Source organism: Herbiconiux sp. VKM Ac-2851 (assembly GCF_013205105.1).
Classification (GTDB): domain Bacteria; phylum Actinomycetota; class Actinomycetes; order Actinomycetales; family Microbacteriaceae; genus Herbiconiux; species Herbiconiux flava.
The window spans coordinates 898,933-925,004 of the sequence record NZ_JABMLJ010000002.1; the positions used below are offsets into that span (position 1 = coordinate 898,933).

At 71.7% G+C, this 26,072-nt stretch carries 20 protein-coding genes; 11 read left to right on the forward strand and 9 right to left on the reverse strand.

What is annotated here, in order from left to right; all coding sequences use genetic code 11:
* Positions 1-9 precede the first annotated feature (9 nt).
* The 5 genes from HQQ85_RS10890 to HQQ85_RS10910 form a co-directional block, all read right to left on the reverse strand.
* The gene (locus tag HQQ85_RS10890) at positions 10-2,166 is read right to left on the reverse strand and encodes an alpha-galactosidase (protein ID WP_371741850.1); all 2,157 of its coding nucleotides are present in this window, start codon (positions 2,164-2,166) and stop codon (positions 10-12) included.
* Positions 2,163-3,497 carry an ABC transporter substrate-binding protein gene (locus HQQ85_RS10895; protein WP_173182507.1) on the reverse strand — a complete coding sequence of 445 codons (1,335 nt, stop codon included), beginning with the start codon at positions 3,495-3,497 and terminating at the stop codon, positions 2,163-2,165. The genes HQQ85_RS10890 and HQQ85_RS10895 overlap by 4 nt, the downstream gene beginning before the upstream one ends.
* A gap of 51 nt (positions 3,498-3,548) precedes the next feature.
* Positions 3,549-4,373, reverse strand: a complete 825-nt coding sequence (locus tag HQQ85_RS10900) for a carbohydrate ABC transporter permease (protein WP_173182508.1) — start codon at positions 4,371-4,373, stop codon at positions 3,549-3,551.
* Positions 4,374-4,470: 97 nt separating this feature from the next.
* Complete coding sequence (locus tag HQQ85_RS10905; RefSeq protein WP_370545111.1) at positions 4,471-5,406, reverse strand: carbohydrate ABC transporter permease; 936 nt, start codon at positions 5,404-5,406, stop codon at positions 4,471-4,473.
* Positions 5,403-7,469, reverse strand: a complete 2,067-nt coding sequence (locus HQQ85_RS10910) for a beta-galactosidase (protein WP_173182509.1) — start codon at positions 7,467-7,469, stop codon at positions 5,403-5,405. Before HQQ85_RS10910 ends, HQQ85_RS10905 begins: the two co-directional genes overlap by 4 nt.
* 215 nt (positions 7,470-7,684) lie before the next feature.
* Between HQQ85_RS10910 and HQQ85_RS10915 the strand changes: the two genes are divergently transcribed.
* Entirely contained in the window at positions 7,685-8,704 is a 1,020-nt protein-coding gene (locus HQQ85_RS10915; protein WP_173182510.1) for a LacI family DNA-binding transcriptional regulator, read from the forward strand.
* Here the strand turns inward: HQQ85_RS10915 and HQQ85_RS10920 are convergent.
* Entirely contained in the window at positions 8,701-9,318 is a 618-nt protein-coding gene (locus tag HQQ85_RS10920; protein WP_173182511.1) for a TetR/AcrR family transcriptional regulator, read from the reverse strand. The genes HQQ85_RS10915 and HQQ85_RS10920 overlap by 4 nt on opposite strands.
* Before the next feature lie 98 nt (positions 9,319-9,416).
* On the opposite strand from HQQ85_RS10920, the gene HQQ85_RS10925 reads away from it, so the two are divergent.
* Together HQQ85_RS10925 and HQQ85_RS10930 are read left to right on the forward strand one after the other, a co-directional pair.
* On the forward strand, positions 9,417-11,846 hold the full coding sequence (locus HQQ85_RS10925) for an MMPL family transporter (RefSeq protein ID WP_173182512.1): 2,430 nt from the start codon (positions 9,417-9,419) through the stop codon (positions 11,844-11,846).
* Positions 11,847-11,898: 52 nt separating this feature from the next.
* A complete protein-coding gene (locus HQQ85_RS10930) occupies positions 11,899-12,429 on the forward strand; it encodes a PaaI family thioesterase (protein ID WP_173182513.1) in 531 nt (176 codons plus the stop codon).
* 83 nt (positions 12,430-12,512) lie between these two features.
* Here the strand turns inward: HQQ85_RS10930 and HQQ85_RS10935 are convergent, their stop codons facing one another.
* A complete protein-coding gene (locus HQQ85_RS10935) occupies positions 12,513-13,058 on the reverse strand; it encodes a Dps family protein (protein WP_173182514.1) in 546 nt (181 codons plus the stop codon).
* Positions 13,059-13,139: 81 nt separating this feature from the next.
* Positions 13,140-14,276 carry an AI-2E family transporter gene (locus HQQ85_RS10940; protein ID WP_371741851.1) on the reverse strand — a complete coding sequence of 379 codons (1,137 nt, stop codon included), beginning with the start codon at positions 14,274-14,276 and terminating at the stop codon, positions 13,140-13,142.
* Between the two features lie 141 nt (positions 14,277-14,417).
* Between HQQ85_RS10940 and HQQ85_RS10945 the strand changes: the two genes are divergently transcribed.
* The gene (locus HQQ85_RS10945; RefSeq protein WP_173182515.1) at positions 14,418-14,777 is read left to right on the forward strand and encodes an ATP-dependent DNA ligase; all 360 of its coding nucleotides are present in this window, start codon (positions 14,418-14,420) and stop codon (positions 14,775-14,777) included.
* A 47-nt stretch (positions 14,778-14,824) separates the two neighbouring features.
* On the opposite strand, the gene HQQ85_RS10950 is transcribed toward HQQ85_RS10945, so the two are convergent.
* A complete protein-coding gene (locus HQQ85_RS10950; RefSeq protein ID WP_173182516.1) occupies positions 14,825-15,487 on the reverse strand; it encodes a hypothetical protein in 663 nt (220 codons plus the stop codon).
* Positions 15,488-15,609: 122 nt separating this feature from the next.
* On the opposite strand from HQQ85_RS10950, the gene HQQ85_RS10955 reads away from it, so the two are divergent.
* The 7 genes from HQQ85_RS10955 to HQQ85_RS10985 all read left to right on the forward strand — a co-directional run bounded on the left by HQQ85_RS10955 (position 15,610) and on the right by HQQ85_RS10985 (position 26,044).
* A complete protein-coding gene (locus HQQ85_RS10955; RefSeq protein ID WP_173182930.1) occupies positions 15,610-18,279 on the forward strand; it encodes a DUF4118 domain-containing protein in 2,670 nt (889 codons plus the stop codon).
* Positions 18,276-18,968 (forward strand): response regulator, encoded by a 693-nt coding sequence (locus tag HQQ85_RS10960; protein ID WP_173182517.1) that lies wholly within the window; start codon positions 18,276-18,278, stop codon positions 18,966-18,968. The genes HQQ85_RS10955 and HQQ85_RS10960 overlap by 4 nt, the downstream gene beginning before the upstream one ends.
* 13 nt (positions 18,969-18,981) lie before the next feature.
* A complete protein-coding gene (locus tag HQQ85_RS10965; protein WP_173182518.1) occupies positions 18,982-19,614 on the forward strand; it encodes a hypothetical protein in 633 nt (210 codons plus the stop codon).
* A 24-nt stretch (positions 19,615-19,638) separates the two neighbouring features.
* Positions 19,639-20,391 (forward strand): 5'-methylthioadenosine/S-adenosylhomocysteine nucleosidase, encoded by a 753-nt coding sequence (mtnN, locus tag HQQ85_RS21060; RefSeq protein ID WP_173182519.1) that lies wholly within the window; start codon positions 19,639-19,641, stop codon positions 20,389-20,391.
* Positions 20,388-21,380 carry a magnesium/cobalt transporter CorA gene (gene corA / locus HQQ85_RS10975; RefSeq protein ID WP_173182520.1) on the forward strand — a complete coding sequence of 331 codons (993 nt, stop codon included), beginning with the start codon at positions 20,388-20,390 and terminating at the stop codon, positions 21,378-21,380. Before mtnN ends, corA begins: the two co-directional genes overlap by 4 nt.
* A gap of 65 nt (positions 21,381-21,445) precedes the next feature.
* Positions 21,446-24,817 (forward strand): efflux RND transporter permease subunit, encoded by a 3,372-nt coding sequence (locus tag HQQ85_RS10980; RefSeq protein WP_173182521.1) that lies wholly within the window; start codon positions 21,446-21,448, stop codon positions 24,815-24,817.
* 9 nt (positions 24,818-24,826) lie between these two features.
* A complete protein-coding gene (locus HQQ85_RS10985; protein ID WP_173182522.1) occupies positions 24,827-26,044 on the forward strand; it encodes an ROK family protein in 1,218 nt (405 codons plus the stop codon).
* The last annotated feature ends 28 nt before the right edge of the window (positions 26,045-26,072 follow it).

Sequence of the window (26,072 nt, forward strand, 5' to 3'; positions counted from 1 at the left end):
AGCGACTCGTCAGGAGACGGCGGTCGCCTTCAACACCAGCGACTGCTCGGGGGCGAGCAGGGGGAGGGGCAGCCCCACGAGGGCGAGCTGGCGGCCGGTGGCCGTGACGCCGCCGTCGAGCCACCAGGGCGGCGGAGCATCCTGGATCAGGCGCGGACCGCCGCCGAGCAGCACGGGCTCGACCCGGTAGCGCCGCGCGTCGTCGAGCCCGGGAAGCGTCACCGGGGCGGGCACGGCCTCGCGGGTGGCGGCGCCCGTGACCACCGCGAACAGCGCGTGCGAGCGGTCGGGCGCCACGACGCCGTGGGTCCAGAGTGCAGGGTCGACGCTGTCGGCCCGCACGGTCGTGCCGGTGCGGAGCAGCTCGCGGGAGGCCTTGTAGACCTCGATCCAGTGGGCGACGGCGGCGCGCTCCTCCGCGCTCGCGCGGGTGAGGTCCCACTCGATGCCGGCGTGGCCGAAGAGCGCCGTCGCGAGCCGGAACGACAGCTCGTGCGTCCGCCCGGTGGTGTGCGCGGTGGCGGCGCCGAGGTGCGCGCCGAAGTACTCCGGCGGCACCACGAGCGAGGTGAAGCGGTGGATGCCCTGCCGCTCCAGCGGATCGTTGGTGTCACTCGGCCAGACCCGGTCGGTGCGCGCCATCACGCCGAGGTCGACGCGACCGCCGCCGGAGGAGCACGACTCGATCTCGAGGCCCGGGAAGCGCTCGCGCAGCGCGTCCATCAGCCGGTAGCTCGCCGCCGTCTGCCGGTGGGCGGAGCCGCCGAGCAGGTCCCGGTTCTGATCCCACTTGAGGTAGGCGATCGGGTACTCCCGCAGCAGCGCGACGAGCTGGCCGAGCACGTGCTCGAAGGCCGCCGGGTTCGCGAGATCGAGCACGTGCTGCCAGCGCCATGAGACGGGCGCGGCGGGCGCAGCGGAGGCGGGGTCGCCGGCTCCCGCGCCGGGCTCCAGCCCGATCACCCACTCCGGATGCGCGCGCGCCACCTCGGAGTCGAGGCTCACCATCTCGGGCTCCACCCACAGCCCGAAGTCCATCCCCAGCGTGATCACGTGGTCGATCAGCGGATGCAGCCCGGCCGGCCACTTCTCGGGGTCGACGACCCAGTCGCCGAGGGCGCGGCGGTCGTCGGTTCGGCCGAGCATCCACCCGTCGTCGAGCACGAAGCGCTCGACCCCGACCGAGGCGGCCGCGTCGGCGAGGGCCTCGAGGCGCTCGAGGTCGTGGTCGAAGTAGACGGCCTCCCAGGTGTTCAGCATCACCTTCCGCGGCTCGGGGCCGGTCGGCGACTGGGCGCGGGCGTGCGCGTGCAGGCGGGCCGTGAGGCCGTCCAGGCCCTCGCCGGAGTGTGCCGCGACCAGCGACGGGGAGCGGTAGCGCTCACCCGGCGCCAGCACGATCTCGCCGGGCGCGAGCAGCTCGCCGCCGCCGAGCGACTGCCGGCCGGTGGCCGAGGCCTCGGCGAACAGCCGCTTGTCGCCCGACCAGGCCACGTGCACCGCCCAGACCTCGCCCGAGCGGAAGCCGAAGCCCGGCGTGCCGGCCACGAGAAGGAAGGCGTCGTCGTGGCCGGGCCGGCCGTGCCGGCTCTCGCGCAGCCAGGTGCCGTGCTCGATCGCGCGGCGCTGCGGCTGCCGCTCGCGCGGCCAGCGCCCGGTGAAGTCGAGCAGCTCGCGGGCGCGGCCGGGCAGCGGCAGCGCGAGCTCGAGGGTGTCGAGCGCGAAGGGGGTGTCGCCGAGGTTCTGCACGGCGGCGCGGCTCTGCAGCACGCCGTGCGGGGTCAGTTCGAGGTCGATCTCGACGCGCACCGGATGCCCGGCGGCACCGCGTGGCACGAGCACCACGCGCACCGCGCTGGGGCTCAGCAGCTCGACCGCCTCGAGGCGCAGCGCCGCGGGCGCTCCGCCGGGCAGGCCGAAGCCGGCGAGACCGGGGCGGGACGAGCATCCGTCGACCACCGCGGGGAGGAGAGAGGGCCGGGAGGGCTCGTCGATCGAGCTCGGCCCCACGGCCGGAACGAGCGAGTCGGCGAACGACTCCAACTCGGCGGGGGAGAGGGCGCCCAGGTCGGCGCCCCAGTGCAGGAGGGCGGGCACCGCCGTGCCGCGGGCGTCCAGCACGATGCTGGAACCCGCGGCACGGAGGTGGTGGATCGCTGAGGTCACTTCGCGACGGGGATGCTCTGCGCCTCGAGAGCGGAGATGGTCTTCTCCTGGCCGTTCTTCAGCGCCTCGGTCAGGGTGCCGGAGCCGCCCAGCACGCCACCGAAGCCGTCAGCCACGTCGGCGTAGGTCTGGGTCATGGTGGGGCCCCAGGTGAAGTCGGGGTTCACCTCGCCCGAGGCCTCGGCGAAGACGTCGTAGATGGCCTGGTCGCCGTAGAAGGGCACGCCGTCGGCGAGCACGGGCAGGGTCAGCCCGTCCTTCGTGGCGGGGTAGAGATTGGCCTCCTGGTTCAGCGCGGTCAGCGCCTCGGGGTCGGTGTTCAGCCACAGGGCGAACTTGGTCGCCTCGTAGGGGTGCTCGCTGCCCTTCAGCACGGCGGTCGAGGATCCGCCCCAGTTGCCCGCGGCCTTCTCGCCGGCGTTCCACTGCGGCATCGGTGCGACGGCCCAGTTGCCCGAGGTGTCGGGGGCACCGGTCGAGATGGAGTTCGCACCCCAGACGGCCGAGATCCAGGTCCAGTCGGAGCCGGTGTTGTAGGCGTTGTTCCACTCGTCGGTCCAGGCCGGGACCTTCGAGACGAGGTCGTCGCCGATCAGGCCCTGCCAGTAGCCGGCGACCTTGGTCGACTCGGGGGAGTCGAGGGTCACGTTCCAGGCGTCGCCGGAGTTGCTGAACCACTGGCCGCCCGCCTGCCAGACGAGACCGGCGAACCAGTTCACGTCGTTCTGCGGGAAGTTGGTGATGTAGCCGCCCTGTGCGCGGATCTTCTCGGCGGCCACCGCGTACTCGTCCCAGGTGGTCGGCACGGGGATGCCGGCCTTCTCGAACAGGTCCTTGCGGTAGTACATGGCCATGGGGCCGGTGTCCTGCGGCACGGCGTAGACCGCGTCGTCCTCGCCGAAGGTGACCTGGTTCCAGGTCCAGTCGATGAACTGGTCCTTCGAGTCGAGCACGCCGTCGCAGGCCGCGATGTTCTCGAGGCCGTCCTGCACGCGGAAGTTCGGCAGCGCGTCGTACTCGATCTGGCCGAGGTCGGGGGCGTTGCCGGCCTCGAGCTGGTTGAAGAAGTTCTTGTAGGTGCCGCCGTTGCCGTTCGGGCCGGTCTGCACGGTGACCTGGATGTCGGGGTTCTTCTCGTTCCAGAGGTCGACGACCTTGTCGATGCCGGGGATCCAGGAGGTGAAGCTCAGCTCCACCTTCCCGTCGGCGGGGGCGCAGTCGGCGGCGGCGGAGCCGCTGGAGCCCGAGCCGCTGTTCGAGGCGCAGCCGGTGAGCGCCAGGGCGCTGAGCACACCGAGCGCGACGATGCGCGTGCTGTTCTTGCGGAGCATGGTTTCTCTTTCTGTGGGGTGGTGTGGTGCGGAGGTGATGCGGGAGAGGAGCTACTTGACGCTTCCCGAGCCGAGGCCGCTCTGCCAGAAGCGCTGCAGGCTAAGGAAGGCGATGATCAGCGGGATGATCGAGACGAAGGCGCCGATGATGACGTAGGTGCGGATCTCGGGGATCTGGTTGACCTGCGAGTTCCAGGTGTAGAGACCGAGGGTCACCGGGAACAGCGACTCGTCGCGCAGCATGATCAGCGGCAGGAAGAAGTCGTTCCAGATCGCGACGAACTGGAACAGGAAGATCGTCACGAGCGCCGGGGTCATCAGCTTGCGGGCGATGGTGAAGAAGGTGCGCACCTCTCCGGAGCCGTCCAGGCGCGAGGCCTCGAGCAGCTCGTCGGGCACGCTCGCCGAGGCGTAGATGCGGGCCAGGTACACCCCGAACGGGTTCACGAGGCTCGGCAGGAAGACCGACCAGAAGGTGTTGGTCGCCCCGACCTGGCTGAAGATCAGGAACAGCGGCAGCGCCAGCGCGGTGGCCGGAACGAGCACGCCGCCGAGCACCACGTTGAACACGAGCTCCCGGCCCGGGAAGCGGTACTTCGCCAGGGCGTAGCCGGCCATCGCCGAGATGACCGTGCCGATCAGGGCGCCGGCTCCGGCGTAGAGCACGCTGTTGAGCATCCACCGCAGGTAGATGCCGTCGTTGTAGGCGAACAGGTTGCCGATGTTCTGGAACAGGTTGAAGTCGGCCAGCAGGAACCCGTTGGTCGAGCCGAACTGCTCGCGGCTCTTCGTCGAGGAGACGAACAGCCACCACACGGGCAGCAGGAAGTAGAAGCACGAGACGACCATCACGATCATCGCGGCCGAGCGCGACATCAGCTTCTCGCGGGGGCCCGCGGTTTGCGGTTCGATCGGGATGCGCCGGGCCCGCCCGTGGCGTCGGGCTTGCGGGCGGGGGCGCTCAGGGTCGCGCTCATTTCTCGGCCTTCCGCTGGGTGAACTTGAGGAACGCGAACGACATCGCGAAGGTGGCGAGGGCCAGCACCACCGACATGGCGGCGGCGAGGTTGACGTTCGGCACGGCCGAGGTGGCGTAGACGGCCATGTTCGGCGTGAAGGTGCTCGACACCGAGGAGGTGAAGCTGCGGAACACCTGCGGCTCGGCGAGCAGCTGCAGCGTTCCGATGATCGAGAAGATCGCGGTCAGCGTGATGGCGGGCACCACGAGCGGGATCTTGATGCGCAGCGCGATCTGCAGCTGGCTGGCCCCGTCGAGCTTCGCGGCCTCGTAGATCTCGGCCGGGATCGACAGCAGCGAGCTGTAGATGATGAGCATGTTGTAGCCCACGTAGACCCAGGTCACGACGTTCGCGATCGACCAGAGCACGAAGTCGGGCGAGAGGAACGAGACCTCGCTGGTCAGCGCTGAGAACGGCGAGAGGTTGGGGGAGTAGAGGTAGCCCCACATGATCGCGGCGATCACCCCGGGCACCGCGTACGGCACGAAGTACGCCAGGCGGAAGAACTTCTTGCCCTTCACCAACGGTGAGTCCAGCAGCAGCGCCAGCACCAGGGCGACGCCCAGCATGACCGGCACCTGCACGACGCCGAAGGCGAGCACCCGGCCGACGGAGGACCAGAACGCCTCGTTCTGGAACACGGCGATGTACTGGGTCAGCCCGCCGAACACCTCGACCGGCGGTCCGAAGGTGCCGTCGCGCTCGACGACGAGCAGCGACTGGTAGACGGCGTAGCCGATGGGCAGCAGGTAGAACAGCGCGAACAGCACGCCGAAGGGCAGCAGGAAGACGAGCACGGCGCGCGCGTGGGGAACGCGGCGGCGGGGCGTCTTCGCCGGCCGGGCGCCGGCCCGGGTCGGCGCGGAGGGCGCGATCGAGGGAGCGGTCACAGCGCGACCCTCCTTTCGTGGGGGGCGGACGGGGAGGAGGAGTCGGCGTACTCGCGCTCGAGCTGGAGCACGGCCACGCCGCCGGGGGCGATCAGGTGGGTGTCGTCGGTGCTGCCGCTGATGAGCTCATGGCCCGTCAGGTCGAGGGTGAGCGAGCCTGTGCCGGTGTTGAACACGAAGAGGAAGCGACCGTTCTCGCCGCGGCGCTCGATCACCTCGAGCTCCGGATGCGCGTCGGGCAGCGCCCGCTCCGCGCCCGCCTCGCCGAGGGCGCGGCCGAGGTGGCGGGCGAGCGAGTCGGCGTCGAGGTTCGTGGCGAGGTACCACGCGGTGCCCTCGCCGTGCCGGTGCCGGGTCACGGCGGCGACGCCGGGCAGCGGCCCGTCGAGGTAGGAGGCGATGACCTCCGCGCCGCGGGGGTGCAGCAGCTCGGTCCAGATCGTCGCCGACGATCCGTCGTCGAGGTCGACGCTCTCGCCGGCGTGCAGCGGGAAGAACTCTTCGGTGCTGATGCCGAGCACGTCGCGGAGGGCTCCGGGGTAGCCGCCGGTGCGCACGCGGTCGTCGCCGTCGGTGATGCCGCTGAAGAAGGTGACGACCAGGTGGCCGCCCGAGGCGGTGTACCGGGCGAACTCGTCGGCGACCGCATCCGCCACGCTGTGCAGGGCGGGCACCACCACGAGGGCGTAGCCGGAGAGGTCGGCGCCCGGGCGCACGATGTCGACCGTCACGCCGTGCGAGCGCAGGGCCGCGTAGGCGCGGTGCACCTGCTCGAGGTAGCGCACCTCGGTGCTCGGGTGGGAGTCGAGGTCGGTGATCCACCACGGCTCCCAGCCGAAGACGAGGGCGACGTCGGCCACCACGTGCGAGCCGGTGACGGGCGCGAGACGGGACAGCGTGGAGCCGAGCTCGACGCTCTCGCGCCACAGCTTCGACTGCGTGCCGGCGTGCGGCAGCATCGCGGAGTGGAAGCGCTCGCTGCCCTGCACCGAGGCGCGCCACTGGAAGAAGCTGATGCCGTCGGCCCCGCGGGCCACGTGCATCATCGTGTCGCGCAGCAGCTGGCCGGGCTCCTTGGCGATGTTGCGGGGCTGCCAGTTCACGGCGCTCGTGGCCTGCTCCATCAGCAGCCACGGCTCACCGCCGGCGAGGCCGCGGGTGGTGTCGGCCGCGAAGGCGAGCTCGGTCAGCGGGTCGGCGAGGCGGTGGTCGAGGTAGTGGTCGTTGGCGATCAGGTCCATGTCACCGGCCCACTGCCAGTAGTCCTGCTTGCTGATGTGCGCGGCGACCATGAAGTTCGTGGTGACCGGCACGCTGCTGTGCCGGCGGATGACCGCGGCCTCGGCCCGGTACTGCCCGAGCAGCTCGTCGGAGCTGAACCGGCTGAAGTCGACGGCCTGGCCGGGGTTGCCGGTGGAGACGGTGAGCCGCGGGGTCTGGATGTGCTCCCACGAGGCGTAGTGCTGGCTCCAGAAGGCGGTGCCCCAGGCGGCGTTCACGGCGTCGAGCGTGCCGTACCTCGCCTCGAGCCAGCGCCGGAAGGACGCGGCCGAGACCTCGCAGAAGCAGTGCGCGTTGTGGCAGCCGATCTCGTTCGAGACGTGCCAGAGCTTCACGGCGGGGTGGCTGCCGTAGCGCTCGGCGACCCGCTCGACCAGGGCGAGGGAGCGCTCGCGGAAGATCGGCGAGCTCGGGCAGAACGCCTGGCGGCCGCCCGGGAAGCGCACGGTGCCGTCGATCATCACGGGCAGGGTCTCCGGATGCTCCGCCGCGAGCCAGGGCGGCGGGGAGGCGGTGCCCGTGCCGAGGTTCACGGCGATGCCGTTCTCGTGCAGCAGCTCGAGCACGGCATCGAGGCCGCTGAAGTCGTACTGCCCGGGCAGCGGCTCGAGCTGCGCCCAGCCGAAGATGTTGATCGCGACCAGGTTCACCCCGGCCTCGCGCATCAGCCGCACGTCCTCACGCCAGACCTCGGGGCCCCACTGCTCGGGGTTGTAGTCTGCGCCGTAGGTGAACCGCGGGTGCTGCGGGTCGATCAGCGCGGACACGGGGGTGGTCGTCACGGTGCGGGGGCTCCTCAGTGGTCGGGCCCGTCGTCGCGCTGGGGAGGACGGCCGCGGGAGCGTTTCTGTGAACGCTCCCAGATGTGGCGCCGACAACTCCTCGTCGAGAGTCTGGGAACGCTCCCAGAGTAAACACGGGCGTACTCCGGTGTCAACTCCCCGGCGGCCCGCCGGTCTCCACGACGGTCGTCGGCCGCCCCGGTAGGGTGGGTCGCATGCCGCCCAGACGGCCCGTTCAGCGGGCGACCATCAACGATGTCGCCCGGGTCGCCGGGGTCTCGCGCGGCACGGTCTCCCGGGTGCTGAACGGGGAGACGTACGTCTCCGACGCCGCGCGCACCGCGGTCGAGGCAGCCGTCGCCGAGGTGGGCTACGTGCGGAACGCGGCCGCTCGCAATCTCGTCACGCGCCAGTCCGGCGCCATCGGGCTGATCGTGCACGAGCCGCACTCGCTCTTCCTGGAGGACCCGAACATCGGCAGCATCCTGCTCGGCATCAACGCCGTGCTCTCCGAGGCCGACTACCAGCTCGTCTCGCTCGTGGTCGACTCCGACCGCGACGGCACCCGCGTCGCCGCCTACCTCACGGGCGGCTACGTCGACGGCGTGGTCATCATCTCGGCCCGCGAGAACGACCCGATCGGCATCGCCGTGGCACGGTCGGGGCTGCCCGCGGCGTTCGTCGGGCATCCGATGGACATCGAGGGTGTGCCCTACGTCGGCATCGACAACCGCAGCGCGGCCCGCGCCGTCACCGAGCGGCTGATGGCCACCGGGCGGCAGCGCATCGGCATGATCGCGGCCGGCCTCGACCGCGACTCGGGTCAGGACCGGCTCGCCGGGTTCACGGATGCTCTCGGCGACCGCTTCGACCCGCGGCTGGTGGTCGAGGTGCCGTTGTTCGCGCACTCGAGCGGCATCGCCGGCATGCGGGAGCTGCTCACCCACGACGACCGGGTCGACGGGGTGTTCGCCTCGTCGGACGCGATCGCGGCCGGAGCCCTCGACGCGATGCGCGACGTCGGCCTGAGCGCCCCGGGCGACATCGGGGTCGTCGGCTTCGACGACAGCGCCTGGGCGCGGCGCACGCAGCCGCCGCTGTCGACCGTGCATCAGCCGGCCGACTTGCTCGGACGCCGGGCCGCCGAGCTCGTGCTCGCGCAGATCGAGGGGCGCACGGTCGAGGCCGAGGGCAGCTTCCTCGAGACGTCGATCGTCTGGCGCGACTCGGCCTAGGCGTCGGGCGTCGTCGCCCTTCCCGTCGCGTGCGCCGACGCCTCCCGCGGGCCGAGCAGGAACCCGACCAGGTCGAGGAAGGCGGTCACGTCGACCTCGTCCTTGCTCAGCACCTCGAAGATCAGGGCGCCGAACACGGCATGACCGAGCTGGTCGACCGGGGTGCCGGGCGGCAACTCGCCCGCGGCCACGGCGGCCCGAAGCCGATCGGCCAGCAGGTGGTCGGCCCCGAAGGCCTCGCTGAGATGCGCCCCCACTCCCGCCTCCTCGGTGGCGGCCGCCACGAGCGAGTGCAGCAGCGAGCGGCCCGTGGATGTGTTCAGGAAGTGCAGCACCGGGGTCAGCCAGTCGCGGAGATCCCGACGCAGGTCCCCTGTGTCGCCCACGACCGGTTCGACGGCGAAGAACCGGCCGTCGAGCAGGCACTCCGCGACCAGCGCGCCCTTCGACGCCCACCACCGGTAGATGGTCTGCTTGCCCACCCCGGCCGCCCGGGCGATGCCCTCGATGGTGAGATGGTCCCAGCCCTCGTCGACGAGAAGCCTCGCCGTCGCCGAGAGGATCGCCTCCCGCGCCACGGCGCTGCGCACGGGCCCGCTGCGATGCTCGGTCATCCGCCCAGGATACTGTCGGGAGCTAGACGAGACGTAGCGTATGATCAAAGTCCGACGGTGCGCCCGACCCGACGGCGCCGTCTCGAGGGAGATCGCTCATGGCGTCATCGCTGTTCCGGCTCGGTTCGTTCGCCGCGCGTCGCGCGTGGGCGGTGATCATCACCTGGGTGGTGCTGCTCGGGGTCTCGGTCGGCGCCTTCCTCGCGTTCGGTGGCACGCTCACCAACAGCTTCGACATCCCCGGCACGGCGTCGGGCGCGGTCACCGACCAGCTGGCCGAGAAGCTGCCCGACACCGCGGGCGGCACGGGCACGGTGGTCTACCAGACCGACTCCGGTGAGGCCTTCTCGGATGCTCAGCGGCAGTCGATCTCCGAGCTCGCCGCCTCGGCCGCCGAACTCGACGGGGTCGCCGCGGTGATCGACCCCTTCGACGCCCAGAAGCAGCAGCAGGACCAGGGCATCCGCCTCTCGACGGCCGAAGCGCGACTGACCGAGGGACGGGCCCAGCTCGATGCCGGGCAGCAGCAGCTCACCGCCGCGCGGGAGCAGGCGGTCGCCGCCGGAGCCGGCCCCGAGCAGCTCGCCCCGCTCGACGCCCAGCAGGCCCAGCTCGACGCCTCCCGCACCGAGCTCGAGGCCGGCGCCGCGCAGCTCGAGACCGGCTCCGAGCTGCTCGAGCTCGCGAACGGCATCGGCGTGGTGTCGGAGGACGGCTCGACCGCGATCGTGAACGTCTCCTTCACCGACCCGCGGCTCGAGCTGTCGGAGGAGGTCAAGCAGGGTGTCATCGACCACTTCGACGACTCCCCGGTGCCCGGCGCGACCGTCGCCTTCGGCACCGACATCGCCCAGGGCGTGCCTCAGATCTTCGGCGTCGGCGAGGCCGTGGGCCTCGTCTTCGCGGCCGTCGTGCTGATCGTGATGCTCGGCTCGCTGCTGGCGGCCGCGCTGCCGATCGTCACCGCGCTCGTGGGCGTGGGTGTGGGCGTCACCGCCTCGCTGTCGCTCTCGGGCGTCATCGACATGGCCTCGGTCACCCCGGTGCTCGGCGTGATGCTCGGCCTCGCCGTCGGCATCGACTACTCCCTGTTCATCGTCAACCGGCACCGCAAGCAAGTGCTCGCCGGCGTGCCGGTGCGCGAGTCGATCGGGCTCGCGACCGGCACCTCGGGCACCGCCGTGGTGTTCGCTGGTTCCACTGTGATCGTCGCCCTGCTCGCGCTGAACGTCACGGGCATCCCGTTCCTCGGCCTGATGGGCACCGTCGGGGCGGTCTGCGTCGCGGTCGCCATGCTGATCGCGATCACGCTCGCCCCCGCCATCCTCGGCCTCGTCGGCGAGCGGCTGCTGCGCCGGAAGGCGCGGGCCACGATCGGCCGGCAGAAGGAGCAGAAGCCGGCCCGCCCGATGTCGACCGTGCGCGCCGTGACGACCGTGCTGGTGAGCATCGTCGCGCTGATCGTGATCGCGATCCCCGCGATGTCGATGCGGCTCGGCCTGCCCGACGGCTCGACCGAGCCCGAGGGCTCGACCAGCGCCCGGGCCTTCTCGATCGTCGACGACGAGTTCGGTGAGGGCGCGAACGGTCCGCTGCTCGTCACCGCGACGCTCGAGGAGGGCGTCTCCGAGGATGCCCTGCCCGACGCGCAGCTCGCGGTCGCCGAGGTGCTCGGGGCCCAGTCCGACGTCGAGGCGGTGGCGCCGATCGCCGCGTCGGAGGACGGGACGCTGCTGGCGTTCCAGGTGCTGCCGGCGGAGGGGCCGAACAGCGTCTCCACCGAGGAGCTGGTGCAGAGCATCCGGAACCTGCCCCCGGTCACGAGCGACGCCGTCACCGGCGCGATGACGCTCGGGGTCGCAGGCCAGGCGGCCACCAACATCGACATCTCGGAGGGGCTGAGCGCCGTGCTGCCGCTCTACCTCGTGGTGGTCGTGGGGCTGTCGCTCGTGATCATGGTGCTGGTGTTCCGGTCGCTGCTCGTGCCAGTCATCGCCACCGGCGGGTTCGTGCTGTCGCTGTTCGCGACCTACGGGCTGATCGTGTCGGTGTTCCAGTTCGGCTGGGGCGCCGAGCTGATCGGGCTGCACAGCACCGGGCCGATCCTGAGCTTCCTGCCGGTCATCCTCGTGGGCATCCTGTTCGGGCTGGCGATGGACTACCAGCTCTTCCTCGCCTCGGGCATGCGCGAGGCCTACGTGCACGGGGCGGAGGCGCGGCTCGCGGTCGCGCAGGGGTTCCAGGCCGGCCGCTCGGTCGTGATCGCGGCGGCACTGATCATGATCGCGGTGTTCGGCGGGTTCATCTTCTCGGAGTCGACGATCATCCGCTCGATCGGCTTCGGGCTCGCGTTCGGCGTGCTGCTCGACGCCTTCGTGGTGCGCATGCTGCTGATGCCGGCGCTGATGCACCTGCTCGGCCGCTCGGCCTGGTGGCTGCCCCGCTGGCTCGACCGGCTGCTGCCGAACGTCGACGTCGAGGGTGCGGCTCTCGAGCGCACGCACCCCGGAGCGCACCCCCGGGCTTGACGATTCCCACAACGGATCATCCGCGGCGGGCGGCCCGCCCTACAGTGTCGGCATGGCTGACGACGACGTTGCAGAGGGCCCCCGCCGACGGCGCGTGATCGAGTGGGACGACCCGGTCGAGACCTCGCGCCCCGCAGCCGGGCTGGCCGGGATCGACTACCTCCGCGGGCTGATCGACGGCACCTTCCCCCCGCCGCCGATGGGGCGGCTGATGGGCATGGACCTCGTCGAGGCCGAGGTGGGGCGGGCCGTGTTCAGCTGCCTGCCCGACGAGTCGCACTACAACACGATCGGCATCGTGCACGGCGGGCTGGTCTGCACCCTGCTCGACTCAGCGGCCGGGTGCGCGGTGCAGTCGACGCTGCCCGCGGGCGTCGGCTACACCTCGATCGACCTGAACGTCAGCTACCTGCGGCCGCTCCGGCAGTCGACGGGCCGCATCACCGTCGAGGGTCGCGTCGTGAAGCCGGGGCGCCGCGTCGCGTTCACCGAGGGGCGGGTGACGGATGCGGCGGGGAACCTGATCGCGACGGCCACCAGCTCACTGCTCGTCTTCCCGCTCGACCCGCCGGCCCCCTCGTAGGGCAGACCCGCGCGGCCCGCGGTGCAGCGCGAAGGCCCCCGCTCGCCGGTGGCGAGGCAGGGGCCTTCGGGTGGTGCCGGGTGCTACTTGGAGCGGGCGGGCTTGCGGTTCTCGGCCGAGACCATCCAGGCGTACTGCTCGAGCTTGTCGATGATCGCGTGCAGGATGTCGGCGCTCGTCGGGTCTTCCTCGTCGACCTCGTCGTGCACCTCGCGCATGGTGCCGACGGTCGCCTCGAGTCGATGGGTGATGAGGTCGACCGTCTCGGCCGTGTCGACCTCGCCGTTCGGGTACTCGGGCAGCGTGGTGGTGGCCGCGACGGTGTCGCTGCGGCCGTCGGGCGAGGCGTGCAGGGCGCGCAGGCGCTCGGCGACCACGTCGGAGAACTCGCGGGCGGCGTCGATGATCTCGTCGAGCTGCAGGTGCAGGTCGCGGAAGTTCTTGCCGACCACGTTCCAGTGGGCCTGCTTGCCCTGGAGGTGCAGCTCGATCAGGTCGACGAGCACCTTCTGGAGGTCGTCGGTGAGCTGCTTCGAGGCGGTGAAGCCCTTCTCGGCGTTCTGGCGTCGGGTGGTCTTGGCGCCGCCGTCGGCGGGAGCCTCGACAGTGCGTTCGATGGTGCTGGTCATTTACGAATCCTTTCGTCGCTGACCAGACCGACCGTACGCCCGGCCGCCGACATCCGCTCGTCTCTGCCGGGGGCGGTGCAGCTAGACCTTCGCGTCCTGCTTCGGGAAGACGACCTTCTGCACGATGATGATCGCCGAGGCGGCGATCGGGATGGCGACGAGCGCGCCGAGCACCGAGCCGAGCGTGCCGCCCGCGATCGCGGCGATGACCACGATCGAGCCGGGCACCGAGACCGCGCGGTTCATGATGCGGGGGCTGAGGAAGTAGGCCTCGACCTGCATGTAGACCAGGTAGTAGATCAGGGCGACGAGCGCGGTGAGGGGCGACGCGAACAGGCAGACCAGCACGATGATCAGCGAGCCGCTGAGCGTGCCCACGAGTGGGATCAGCGACGCCAGGAACGCCACGAACGCGAACAGCACGGGCAGCGGGGCGCCGATGATCGTCAGGAAGATCAGGCTCAGGATGCCGTTGATCGCGGCGAGGCCGATCTGGCCCACGACGTAGCGGCCGACGGCGCCGGTCACGTCCTCGGTGAGGGAGGCGAAGGAGGCCCGCTTGTTGGCCGGGACGAAGCGGTAGGTGACCTTCTTCATGCTGCGGAGCGACGCGAGGAAGTACAGGGTGAGGATGAGCACGATCACCGAGCCGGTGAGACCGCTCGCGATGCCGCTGCCGACCGCGAGCAGGCCGCCGCCGAGGGCGAGCAGGTTGTTCGGATCCTGCACGAAGTCGGTGGCCGTCTGCACGGCCTTGTTGATGTCGACGTAGTCGCCGAGCTGCGTCTGCACGGTGCTGACGAAGTCGCTCTGCTCGAAGTCGGTGACGAGATCGGGGAACTGGCGGAAGAGGTTGCCCGCTTGGTCGACCACGAGCGGGATGACCGCGAACAGCAGCCCCACGAACAGGCCGATCACCGCGGCGAAGACGATCACGATGGCGAGCGGCCGCGGCATGCGGCGCTCGAGCCAGGACACCAGCGGGTCGAGGCCGAGGGCGAGGAAGAGGGCGACGCCGATGTAGATCAGCACGGTGCTGAGCTGGGTGACGGCGGCGCCGATCACGAGCGAGAGCAGCACCCCGAGTCCGCCGACGAGGCCGATCCGGAACGCGTTGATCCGCACGCCGGGCACGCTGTCGCTGCCGGCCACCTCGAGATCGGAGCCGGGCTGGAGCGCCGCCGTCTCGGGAGCGCGCGGCGATTTCTTCCTGAACACGAAAAGCCCTCATCTCATCCGGTGATCGCAAGACTAGCCCCGTCGCGCACCGGCGGGCTCGTCGTGCGGCTCCGGGCGCGCATCCGGGGCCCCGCCGTGCGTTAATGGACTCACACCATCGCGCGCGGGAGGACTCTGGCAATGGGAAAGCTGCTGTACGGCACGTCGGGCATCGAGATCGAGTTCGACGACCGCACCCTCACCCACCTGCAGATCGTGATCGCCGCGAAGCTCCGCCGCAAGGAGAGCTTCTTCTTCTCCTGGAAGGACGACCCGGCGATCGGCGACGGCCGCTCCAGCATCTGGCTCGACTCGTCCATCCCGCTCTACTTCAAGTTCGCCGGCGGCCGGGTGCCCTCGATCAACCGCGAGTGGCTCGACGTGCTCACCGCCTCCTCGAACGGCTCGGGCGGCCTGCAGTTCACCGAGGAGCCGGGCTCGGGCGGCAGCAACGGCCACTCCCACGGCGGCGCCTCGGGCGGCCCCGCCACCGTCCGCTAGCCTCGTCGGCTCCGTCGGCCGACCGGCTCGGGTCAGAGCGCCTCGGGTCAGAGCGCCTCGGCCTGGGGGCCGCCGGCCGGCTGGGTTCCGAGGTAGGTCAACCGCACGGCGGCGCCATCGAGCGCTGCCGACACGGCCTCCCGGTCGATCTCGCTCGCCGCGGTGTAGTCGATCGAGTAGCGCTGCTCGTGCTGGTCGTAGCCGCCTCCTGCCGACATGCCCGCGTCGTGCTCCTTCAGCAGCTCGAACACCCGCGCGATCGCGGCGTTCGATTCCTCGAGCGAGGGGCCGGCCGTGGTGACCACCTCGACCGACAGCGGCGCCGCCTCGAGCAGCTGCCGCACCTCCTCGGGCACCGGGCCGAGCAGCACGACCCGAGCCTGCGGCACCTCGTCGGCCCGCCACTCGCCCTCGATGTACTGCCCGGGGAACCGCAGCGACAGCTCGGTCACCAGGGTGCCGAACTGCGCGTCGTCGCCCGGCTCGGCGCTCCCGAGGATCTCCTGCGACAGCGGCGGAGCCTCCGTCGTGGCGGCGATGTCCACCGTCGAGGGGGCTGGGGCGATCGCGGCCGCCGCGGACGGAGGGGTCGCAACCGCGGTGGAAGTGGGCGCCGCCGGGGTGGGCGCGAGCGCGGGAGCGGCCGTGCAGCCGGCCAGTGCGGCTGCGAGCAGAGCGGTGGTGAGCACGGTGCCGGGGCGCATCCTCATGTCGACAGCCTAGGTGGGGCAGGACGAAGGGCGAGGGCGGGTCGACGGGGGTCGGCGGGCGGAACTACGCTCTAGGGCAGATGCCCGGCCGTCACGGCGGGGCCGCGGAGGAGTGGATGCCCGTGGGGCGGGGTGCGCTGCGGGTGCTGCTGGGGGCCGCGCCCGGCGTGGGCAAGACGGTGGCCATGCTCGAGGAGGGGCAGCGCCTCGCGGGCGAGGGGCGGGACGTCGTGATCGCGGTCGTCGAGTCGCACGGGCGTGCCGGCACCGAGGCGGCCGCCGCGGGGCTCGAGGTCGTGCCGCGCCGCCGCCACGAGGGCCGGGGGGTCGAGCGCGGGCGGCCCGAGGGCCGGCAAGCCGTGGGCCGCGCCGCCGGGCCGGGCGAGCTCGACCTCGCGGCCGTGCTGGCGCGCGCCCCCGAGGTCGCGCTGGTCGACGAGCTGGCGCACACCAACGCGCCGGGCCTCGCGCACGAGAAGCGCTGGCGCGACGTCGAGGCGCTCCGCGACGCGGGCATCGACGTGATCTCGACGGTGAACGTGCAGCACATCGAGTCGCTGAGCGACGTCGTGCAGCGCATCACCGGGCTGCCGCAGCACGAGACGGTTCCGGATGCGGTGCTGCGCGACGCCGATCAGATCGAGCTCGTCGATCTGGCCCCTGACGCGCTCCGCGAGCGGCTGGCCGCGGGCCAGGTGCTCCCCGAGGCGCGGATCGACGCCGCCCTGTCGAACTTCTTCCGCCTCGGCACCCTCACCGCGCTCCGCGAGCTCGCGCTGCTCTGGCTGGCCGACGAGGTCGACTCCTCGCTGCAGCGCTACCGCAGCGAGCACGGCATCGCCCAGAACTGGGAGGCGCGCGAGCGGGTCGTCGTCGCCCTCACCGGCGGCCCCGAGGGCGAGGCGCTGCTGCGCCGCGGTGCCCGCATCGCGGCCCGCTCGGCCGGCGGCCGGCTGCTGGCGGTGCACGTGAGCGCGCCCGACGGGCTGCGCGAGCGGTACCCCGAGGCCCTCGCCCGGCAGCGCGCGCTCGCGGAGAGCCTCGGCGGCAGCTTCCACCAGCTCGTCGGCGACGACGTGCCGGGCGCGCTCGTCGGCTTCGCCCGATCCTCGAACGCCACGCAGCTCGTGCTCGGGGCCTCGCGGCGCAGCCGGTTCGCCGCACTCGTCACCGGGCCGGGGGTCGGTGCGACGGTCATCCGCGAGTCGGGCGACATCGACGTGCACATCGTGCCCCAGGCCGAGGCCGGTGCGCGCCGGCGGCTGCCCGGCACCCGCGGCGCCCTGACCGTGCGGCGGCGGGTGTCGGGCCTCGTCTTCGCGCTGGTGGCCGGGCCGCTCCTGACCTGGCTGCTCTCGGCGTTCCGCAGCGACGAGTCGATCACCTCCGAGGTGCTCGCCTACCAGCTGCTCGTCGTGGTCGCGGCGCTGATTGGCGGGCTCTGGCCGGCGCTCGTCTCGGCCGTGCTCTCGGGGCTGACGCTCGACTACTTCTTCGTGGATCCGCTCTACAGCGTCACGATCGCCGACCCGCTGCACGCGCTGGCGCTCGGACTCTACGTCGTGATCGCGGTGCTCGTGTCGCTCGTGGTCGACCGCGCAGCGCGCCGCTCGCGGGCCGCCCGCCGCTCGGCCGCCGAGTCGGAGCTGCTCGCCACCGTCGCCGGCAGCGTGCTGCGGGGGCAGGATGCGCTGCAGGCCCTGGTCACCGTCACCCGCGGGGCGTTCGGGCTCACCGCGGTGCGCCTGGTGCGCGCCGGGCAGGTGCTCTACTCCGACCAGGGCCCGGGTGGGGCGGATGCTCGGCCCGCGCCCGGCGACACCGGCCCCGTGGCGCCGCTGCCGGCGACGGCCGACGCCGGTCCGCTGGTGCGCGTGCCCGTGACCACGCCGGACGGCGACGCCCCCGCCCGCGGTGCCGACCCGGGCGCGGCGCACGACGGCGCCGTGCTCGAGCTGCACGGCCGGGAGCTGGGCGCATCCGACCGGCGGCTGCTCGCCGTGATCGTCGCCCAGCTCGCCGCGGCGCTCGAGCACCAGGGCCTGGCCGAGACCGCGAGCGGCCTCGCCCCGCTCGCCGCCGCGGACCGCGTGCGCTCGGCCCTGCTCGCCGCCGTCTCGCACGACCTGCGCCGGCCGCTCGCGAGTGCGACGGCCGCCGTGACCGGGCTCCGCGGCGAGCTGCCCGAGGCCGATCGCGACGAGCTGCTGAGCACCGCTGAGGAGAGCCTCGCCGCCCTCGCCCGGCTGCTCACCGACCTGCTCGACGTCAGCCGCCTGCAGGCCGGCGTGCTCGGCGTCTCGCTCGCCCCCGTCGATCTCGACGACGTCGTTCCGGCGGTGCTCGACGAGGTCGGTGCCGGGCCCGAGCAGGTGGAGCTCGAGCTGCCGCCGGGGTTGCCGGCCTTCGAGGCCGATCCCGTGCTGCTCGAACGGGTGCTGGTGAACCTGCTCTCGAACGCGCTGCGCTTCTCGCCCGCGGGGGAGCGGGTGGTGGTGTCGGCGAGCGCGTTCGGCGGTGTCGTGCAGCTGCGCGTGGCCGACCGGGGGCCGGGCATCCCGGCCGATCGGCGCGAGGAGGTCTTCGTGCCGTTCCAGCGGCTGGGCGACCTCGACAACGTCACGGGGCTCGGGCTGGGGCTCGCGCTGTCGAAGGGGTTCGCCGAGGGCATGGGCGGCACGCTCGACGCCGAGGACAACCCCGGCGGCGGACTGACGATGGTGGTGTCGCTGCCGGTGGCAGGCACCGCTGACGACGATGGCGCCGACGAGGCGCAGGAGGCGCACGCATGAAGATCCTGATCGCCGACGACGACCCCCAGATCCTGCGGGCTCTGCGCATCACGCTCGGCTCGCAGGGCTACGAGATCGAGACCGCCGCCGACGGTGCCGAGGCGATCGCCGCGGCCGCGCAGAGCTCGCCCGACCTGATCATGCTCGACCTCGGGATGCCGCGGCTCGACGGCATCGAGGTGATCCAGGCGGTGCGCGGCTGGTCGGCGGTGCCGATCCTCGTGGTGTCGGGCCGCTCGGGCTCGGCCGACAAGGTCGACGCGCTCGATGCCGGCGCCGACGACTACGTCACCAAGCCGTTCGCGATGGACGAGCTGCTGGCGCGCATCCGGGCACTCACCCGCCGCAGCGCCCCCGGCCCGACGGGCGGCGAGCCGGTCGTGGCGTTCGGCGGGGTGACGGTCGACCTGGCGGCGCACCAGGTGACGCACGACGACGACCGCAGCCCCGTGCGGCTGACGCCGACCGAGTGGAAGCTGCTCGAGCTGCTCGTGCGGAACCCCGGCCGGCTCGTCACGCACCAGGAGCTGCTCACCGAGGTCTGGGGCACCCACCGCGTGAAGGAGACGGGCTACCTGCGCCTCTACGTCGGCCAGCTGCGCAAGAAGCTCGAGCCCGTGCCGGCGCGCCCCCGCCACTTCGTCACCGAGGCGGGCATGGGCTACCGCTTCCTCCCCGACCCGCCCTGATACCGTCGACGGCATGTCACGACGACCGATGCGCACCGCCGCGATCGGCTTGATCATCGTCGGCTCGGCCGGCCTCGTGCTCATGACGGTGGCCTACTGGTTCACCCGGAACATCGGTGTCGGCTATCAGTGCGCGGGTGACACCGACTGTGTGGCGACACCGAATGACATCATCTACACCGTGGTGCAGCTCGTCCGGTCGGTTTTCGCCGGAGTCATCGGTGCGTCGGCATTCGCCTTCGTCCTGGGTGGACTGAGCGCCGCATTCTCTGCCTCGATCCCGATAGGAGACCAGATGAGCGACCCCCGAGCCCGACGCTCGCTGCGGCTGTTCGGGTTCGGACTCGCCGTTCTGATCGCTCTGTCGCTCGCGATGCTGTTCGTCACGTCGCTCCCATCGACGCAGCTGATCTGGAATCAGGGCGAGTGCACTCCCGACGGATGCACGTACTCCCTCGGCGCCCAGCTGGTGTTGATGGCCGGTGCGGTGGCTCCGTCGGTCTTCACCGCCGGGCTGCTGGCCGTCCCGATCCTGGTCGTGGCAGGAGCGCTTCTTCGTCGAGGCCCCACCTCGGACGAGCCGGAGCCGGAGCGGGTGGCGGCGTGGGACGGGCGGGACCTCGCGCCGTTCCGGCGTCCGGAGTAGAGCGGCGCTGGTAGCGTCACTCGGATGGAAGAGCAGCGCACCCCCGCCCCCCTCGCGATCGTGCAGGTCGCCATGGCCGACGAGGCCGCACCGTTCCTCGCCAGGGCCGAGGGCCCGGCGGAGGGGCCGGCCGGCGAGGGCGAGCGGGTCGGGCAGGCCGTGCTGCGCCACGTCGTGCTCGACGGCCTCCCCGTGCTGCTCGTGCACAGCGGCATCGGGTTCGTGAACGCCGCGTCGGCGCTGACCACGGCGATCGTCAGGGCCCGCGAGCAGGGGTCCGAGCATCCGCTCGTTCTCTCGGCGGGCACCGCGGGCGGTCTCGGCGCAGGCGTGGCCGCCGGTGACGTGGTGGTCGGCAGCGCCTACATCAACATCGACGCCGACGCGCGCGTGTTCGGCTACCGGCTCGGCCAGGTGCCCGGCATGCCCGCGGTCTACGACGCCGATGAGCGGATGCTCGCCGCCGTCGCCTCCCTCACCCCCGACGCCGGGGCGGGCTGGGCGCTCCGCACCGGCCCCATCGTCTCGAGCTACTCCTTCGTCACCGCCGACCGCGCCTCGATCGCCCGCACGAACTTCCCGGAGGCGGCGGCCGTCGACATGGAGTCCTCCGCCATCGCGCAGGTCAGCTACTCGAACGGCCTCGGCTTCGCCTCCGTGCGCGGCATCTCCGACCTCGCCACCGACGACGCGCCCACCGACCACGTCGACAACACCGCGCTCACCGCCGAGCGCTCGGCGCAGATCGTGCTGGCGCTGATCCGGGCGGCGTCGTGATCGTCGACAACGCCGTCTACGTCGCCGGCCGCCGCACCGCCGACCCCGAGTCGCTCGACGAGACCTTCGAGGTGCTGCGCGCCCGCCAGGGCTTCGCCTGGATCGGGCTCTACCGCCCCACCCCCGAGGAGCTCGACGCGGTGACCCGCGAGTTCGACCTGCCGGCGCTCGCCGTGGAGGACGCCCTGGCCGGACACCAGCGCGCCAAGATGGAGAAGTACGGCACCGCCACCTTCTTCGCCCTGCGCCCGGCACGCTACCTCGACGCCGAGGAGCGGGTGGAGTTCGGCGAGGTGCACCTGTTCCTCGGCGAGGACTTCCTGATCTCGGTGCGGCACGCCGAGTCGCCCGACCTCGGTCAGGTGCGGCGACGGATGGAGGCCGACCCCGGTCTGCTCGCCAAGGGCCCGCTCGCCGCGCTCTACGCCGTGCTCGACCAGGTCGTCGACGAGTACGCGCCCGTGGTGGCCGGCGTCGAGAACGACATCGACGAGATCGAGGACCAGCTCTTCAACGGCGACCAGGAGGTGTCGCGGCGCATCTACGAGCTCTCGAGGGAGGTGATGGCGCTGCAGCGGGCCGTGCATCCGCTCGTCGACGTGCTCGAGAGCCTGCGCGACGACCTCGACCGCCCCGCGGGCCCGCAGCACCCCGCCGGCTCCGACGAGGAGCTGCGCGACGACTTCCGCGACGTGCACGACCACGTGCTGCGCATCACCGATCGGGTCGACTCGTTCCGGCAGCTGCTGCAGAACGCGTTGATGACCCACGCGACCCTGGTCAGCCAGGACCAGAACAACGAGATCAAGAAGATCTCGTCCTGGGCGGCCATCCTGTTCACCCCGACGCTCGTCGGCACGATCTACGGCATGAACTTCGAGTACATGCCCGAGCTGCACTGGGTGCTCGGCTACCCGTTCGCCATGGGGCTGATGCTGGCCCTCGGTTTCGCCCTCTACACGGTCTTCAAGCGCAAGGGCTGGCTGTAGGTGGGATAGTTAAGGAGCCTAGGCATCTGCCCGGCGCCGGATCCCTCTGAGAGAGAGACCCCCACGTGCATTTCCTCGCCGTCCTCAGCATGAAGAACCGGGCTCTGATCGCGCTCGTCACCATCGTCGTCGCCGTGTTCGGCGGGTTGGCCCTGACGAGTCTGAAGCAGGAGCTCATCCCGAGCATCCAGTTCCCGCAGCTCGCCGTGCTCACCACCTACCCGGGCGCGAGCCCCGAGGTCGTGAACGACGACGTGTCGACGCCGATCGAGACCGCCATCGCGGGGGTCGAGGGGCTCGAGACGACGAGCGCGACGTCGAGCACGAACCTCAGCATCATCTCGGCGACCTTCACCTACGGCACCGACCTCGCCACGGCCGAGCAGAAGCTCACGCAGGCGATCAACCGCATCAAGTCGACGCTGCCCGCCGACCTCGACCCGCAGGTGCTGAGCGGCAGCATCGACGACCTGCCGATCATCTCGATCGCCGTCTCGGGCGACGACGCCAAGGCCCTCGCGCAGCAGCTCGAGACCACCGCCGTGCCGTCGCTCGAAGACGTCGAGGGCGTGCGCGAGGCGCAGGTGCTCGGCCAGATCGGCCAGCGCGTGACGATCACCCCCGACCCCGCCGCGCTCGCCGTGCGCGGGCTGAGCTCGAGCGCCATCAGCGACGCCGTCGACGCCAACGGCCGGCTCATCCCGGCCGGCACGCTCACCGAGAACGGGCAGAGCTACGCCGTGCAGTCGGGCTCGAAGCTCGCCAGCACCGACGACATCGCGAACCTGCCGCTGCCCGGCCTCGACGGCGACGGCACCCCGATCACCATCGGCGAGGTGGCCACGGTCGCCCTGGCCGACGACCCGGTGACCTCGATCTCGCGCGTGAACGGCCAGGACGCCCTGACCGTCTCGGTCACCAAGCTGCCGAGCGCCAACACGGTCGAGGTCTCGCAGGGCGTGCGCGACCTGCTGCCGCAGCTCGAGGCCGACCTGCCCGGCGCCACGTTCACCATCGTCTTCGACCAGGCCCCGTTCATCCAGGAGTCGATCGAGTCGCTGGCGACCGAGGGCCTGCTCGGCCTCGTCTTCGCGGTGCTCGTGGTGTTCGTCTTCCTGCTCTCGATCCGGTCGACCCTCGTCACCGCGATCAGCATCCCGACCTCGGTGCTGATCACCTTCATCGGGCTGCAGGCCTCGGGCTACACGCTCAACATCATCACGCTCGGTGCTCTGACGATCGCGATCGGACGCGTGGTCGACGACTCCATCGTCGTGATCGAGAACATCAAACGGCACCTCGGGTCGCTCGCGGGCTCCGAACTGGGGCCGCGCGAATCGGGCATCGCTCGCGCCTCACTGATCGTCGACGCCGTGCGCGAGGTGGCGGGCGCGATCACCGCCTCGACCATCACCACCGTCGCGGTCTTCCTGCCGCTCGCCTTCGTCGGCGACACCACGGGCGAGCTGTTCCGGCCGTTCGCGCTCACGGTCACGATCGCGCTGCTGGCCTCGCTGCTCGTCGCGCTCACGATCGTGCCGGTGCTCGCGTACTGGTTCATCCGCCCGCCGAAGCCGGTCGTGCCCGGCGCGAAGCTGCCCTGGTACCGCCGTCTCGGCCGCGGTCGGGCGACGGATGCGCGGCCCGCCGTCTCGGCCTCCGCCGACGCCGCCCCGATCCACCACAGCCACGCCGGGCCGATGGTCGACGACCCCGCGCTCGACCCCGCCGTCGCCGGAGCGTCGGGCGCCGTGCCCGGTACCGCGGTCGCGCTGATCGAGCCGACCCGCCGCCGCGCCCGCCCGAACGCCCACAAGGCGCTCGAGGAGGAGCCGCCCACCGCGCTGCAGCGCCGCTACCTGCCGATCATCGCGTGGACGCTGAAGCACTCCGTCGTCACCATCGCGATCGCGATCGTGGTGCTGATCGGCACCCTGCCGCTGACCCTGCTGATGAAGACGAACTTCCTCGGCGGCAGCGGCCAGAACACCCTCACCGTCACCCAGACCGTGCCGGTCGGCTCGAGCCTCGAGGCCCAGTCGGCCGCGGCCACCCAGGTCGAGTCGGTGCTCGAGGGCATCGACGGCGTCGAGACCGTGCAGCTGACCATCGGCTCGAGCGGCTCGTCGCTCCGCGACGCCTTCTCGGGCGGTGGCGACAGCTCGATCACCTACAACATCACCACGGATGAGAACGCCGACCAGGAGAAGCTGCAGGCGACCGTGCGCAGCGAGGTCGAGGCTGTGCCCGATGTGGGCGAGGTCAGCGTCTCGGCCGCGGCCGGGCTCGGCACCTCGTCCGACATCGCGATCGACGTGACGGCCACGAACCAGGGCGACCTGTCGACCGCCTCCGACGCGGTCGTCGCCGCGATGACCGACCTCGGCGCCGTCGAGCAGGTCTCGTCGAACCTCAGCGCCTCACGCCCGTTCGTGCAGGTCGCGGTCGACCGGGCCAAGGCTGCTCAGGCCGGCCTCAGCGAGGTCGCCGTGGGCGGCATCGTCTCGCAGGCCATGCAGCCGACGAACATCGGCTCGATCGTGATCGACGACACCAACTACACGATCTACCTCGACAGCCAGAACCCGCCCACCACCCAGGCGCAGCTCGCCGAGCTGACCATCCCGACGGCGGCCGGCCCCGCGCGACTGGACTCGCTCGCCACCGTCTCGGTGGTCGACGGACCGTCGACGATCACCACCCAGAAGGGCGTGCGCACGGCGACCGTCTCGGTCACGCCGAACAGCGACGACCTCGGCACCGCCAGCGGCGAGGTGTCGCAGGCGCTGGCCGACGTGTCGCTGCCGGCGGGCGCGACCGCCGCGGTGGGCGGTGTGGTGACCGACCAGCAGGACGCCTTCTCGCAGCTCGGGATCGCGCTGCTCGTGGCCATCCTGATCGTCTACGTCGTGATGGTGGCCACCTTCAAGAGCCTGCTGCAGCCGCTGCTGCTGCTCGTGTCGATCCCGTTCGCCGCGACCGGCGCCATCGGCCTGCAGGTCATCTCGGGCATCCCGCTCGGCGTGCCGTCGATCATCGGTGCGCTGATGCTGGTGGGCATCGTGGTGACGAACGCCATCGTGCTGGTCGACCTCGTGAACCAGTACCGCACCCGGGGTCTCAGCGTCCGTGACGCCCTGGTGGAGGGCGCGAGCCGACGGCTCCGGCCCATCCTGATGACGGCTCTCGCGACGATCTTCGCGCTGCTGCCGATGGCCGTCGGGCTCACCGGCAAGGGCGGGTTCATCTCGCAGCCGCTGGCGATCATCGTGATCGGCGGCCTGGTGTCGTCGACCGTGCTGACGCTGATCGTGCTGCCGGTGTTCTACAACCTCGTCGAGGGGGCGCGGGAGCGCCGCCGCCTGCGCCGGGAGGCGGGCGACCGCCGCGGGTGGCTCCGCCGACGCCGCGACCGGAAGGCTGCTGCTGCACGCTAGGATGTGTCGATGATCGACGTAAGTCTGGCCGGCCGCACTCCGAACTCCGCCTCGGGGTCGAACCCGAGCGATCTGTTCCAGATCATGCGCGATGGACAGCCGCGCACGCGCTCCGAGCTCGCCGGCATGACCGGCCTCGCCCGGTCGACGGTGGCGCTGCGCATCGACGCCCTGATGAAGCTGGCGCTCCTGAAGCCCGTCAGCGACGCGATCTCCACCGGAGGCCGCCCGTCGACGCAGTTCGCCCTCGACCCGGTCGGGCATTCGGTGCTCGGGGTCGACGTCGGGGCGTCGCACGTGCGGGTGGCCGTCAGCGACCTCACGGGCGGAGTGGTCTCGGAGGCCGCGGCCGCACTCGACATCGCGGCCGGCCCGCGCGAGGTGCTCGACCGGGTGATGCGGATGGGCTCCGAGCTCGTCGCGACGGCCGGTGACCGAGTCGGTCCGCTGATCGCGGTGGGCGTCGGGCTGCCCGGACCGGTCGAGCACAGCACCGGCCGGCCGATCAACCCGCCGATCATGCCCGGCTGGGACCGCTACGACGTAGCCGGTGTGCTCGGCGCGCACTTCGGCGTGCCGGTGCTCGTCGACAACGACGTGAACATCATGGCGCTGGGGGAGCGCGAGCTCGCCTGGCCGGGCGTCGACGACCTGATCTTCGTGAAGGTGGCCACCGGCATCGGAGCGGGGGTCATCTCGGGCGGCGTGCTGCAGCGCGGTGCGCAGGGCACGGCCGGTGACCTCGGTCACGTCTACGTCGCCCGCGGCGCGGGCGTGCACTGCCGCTGCGGCAACACCGGGTGCCTCGAGGCGATCGCCTCGGGATCGGCCGTGGCGCGGGCCCTGTCGAAGGAGGGTGTCGCCGTGGCGACGAGCGGCGAGGTGGTGGAGCTCGTGCGGCAGGGCGACATCGACGCCATCCAGGCCGTGCGCCAGGCGGGACGCGACCTCGGCGAGGTGCTGACGACCTGCGTGAGCCTGATGAACCCGTCGACGATCGTGATCGGCGGCGCCCTGTCGGCGGCCGGCGAGCACCTGATCGCCGGGGTGCGCGAGGCGGTCTACACGCGGGCCATGCCCTTCGCCACGCAGCACCTCGAGATCACGAAGTCGCGTATGGGGGCGGATGCGGCGATCGCCGGTGCGGGCGTGCTCGCCATCCAGTCGGCGCTGTCGATCGAGCGGATCGACGCGATGGTCGCGGCGCTGGGCGAGGACAGGGACTGACAGGTCCTCCCCGCCCAGCGACGCGGGT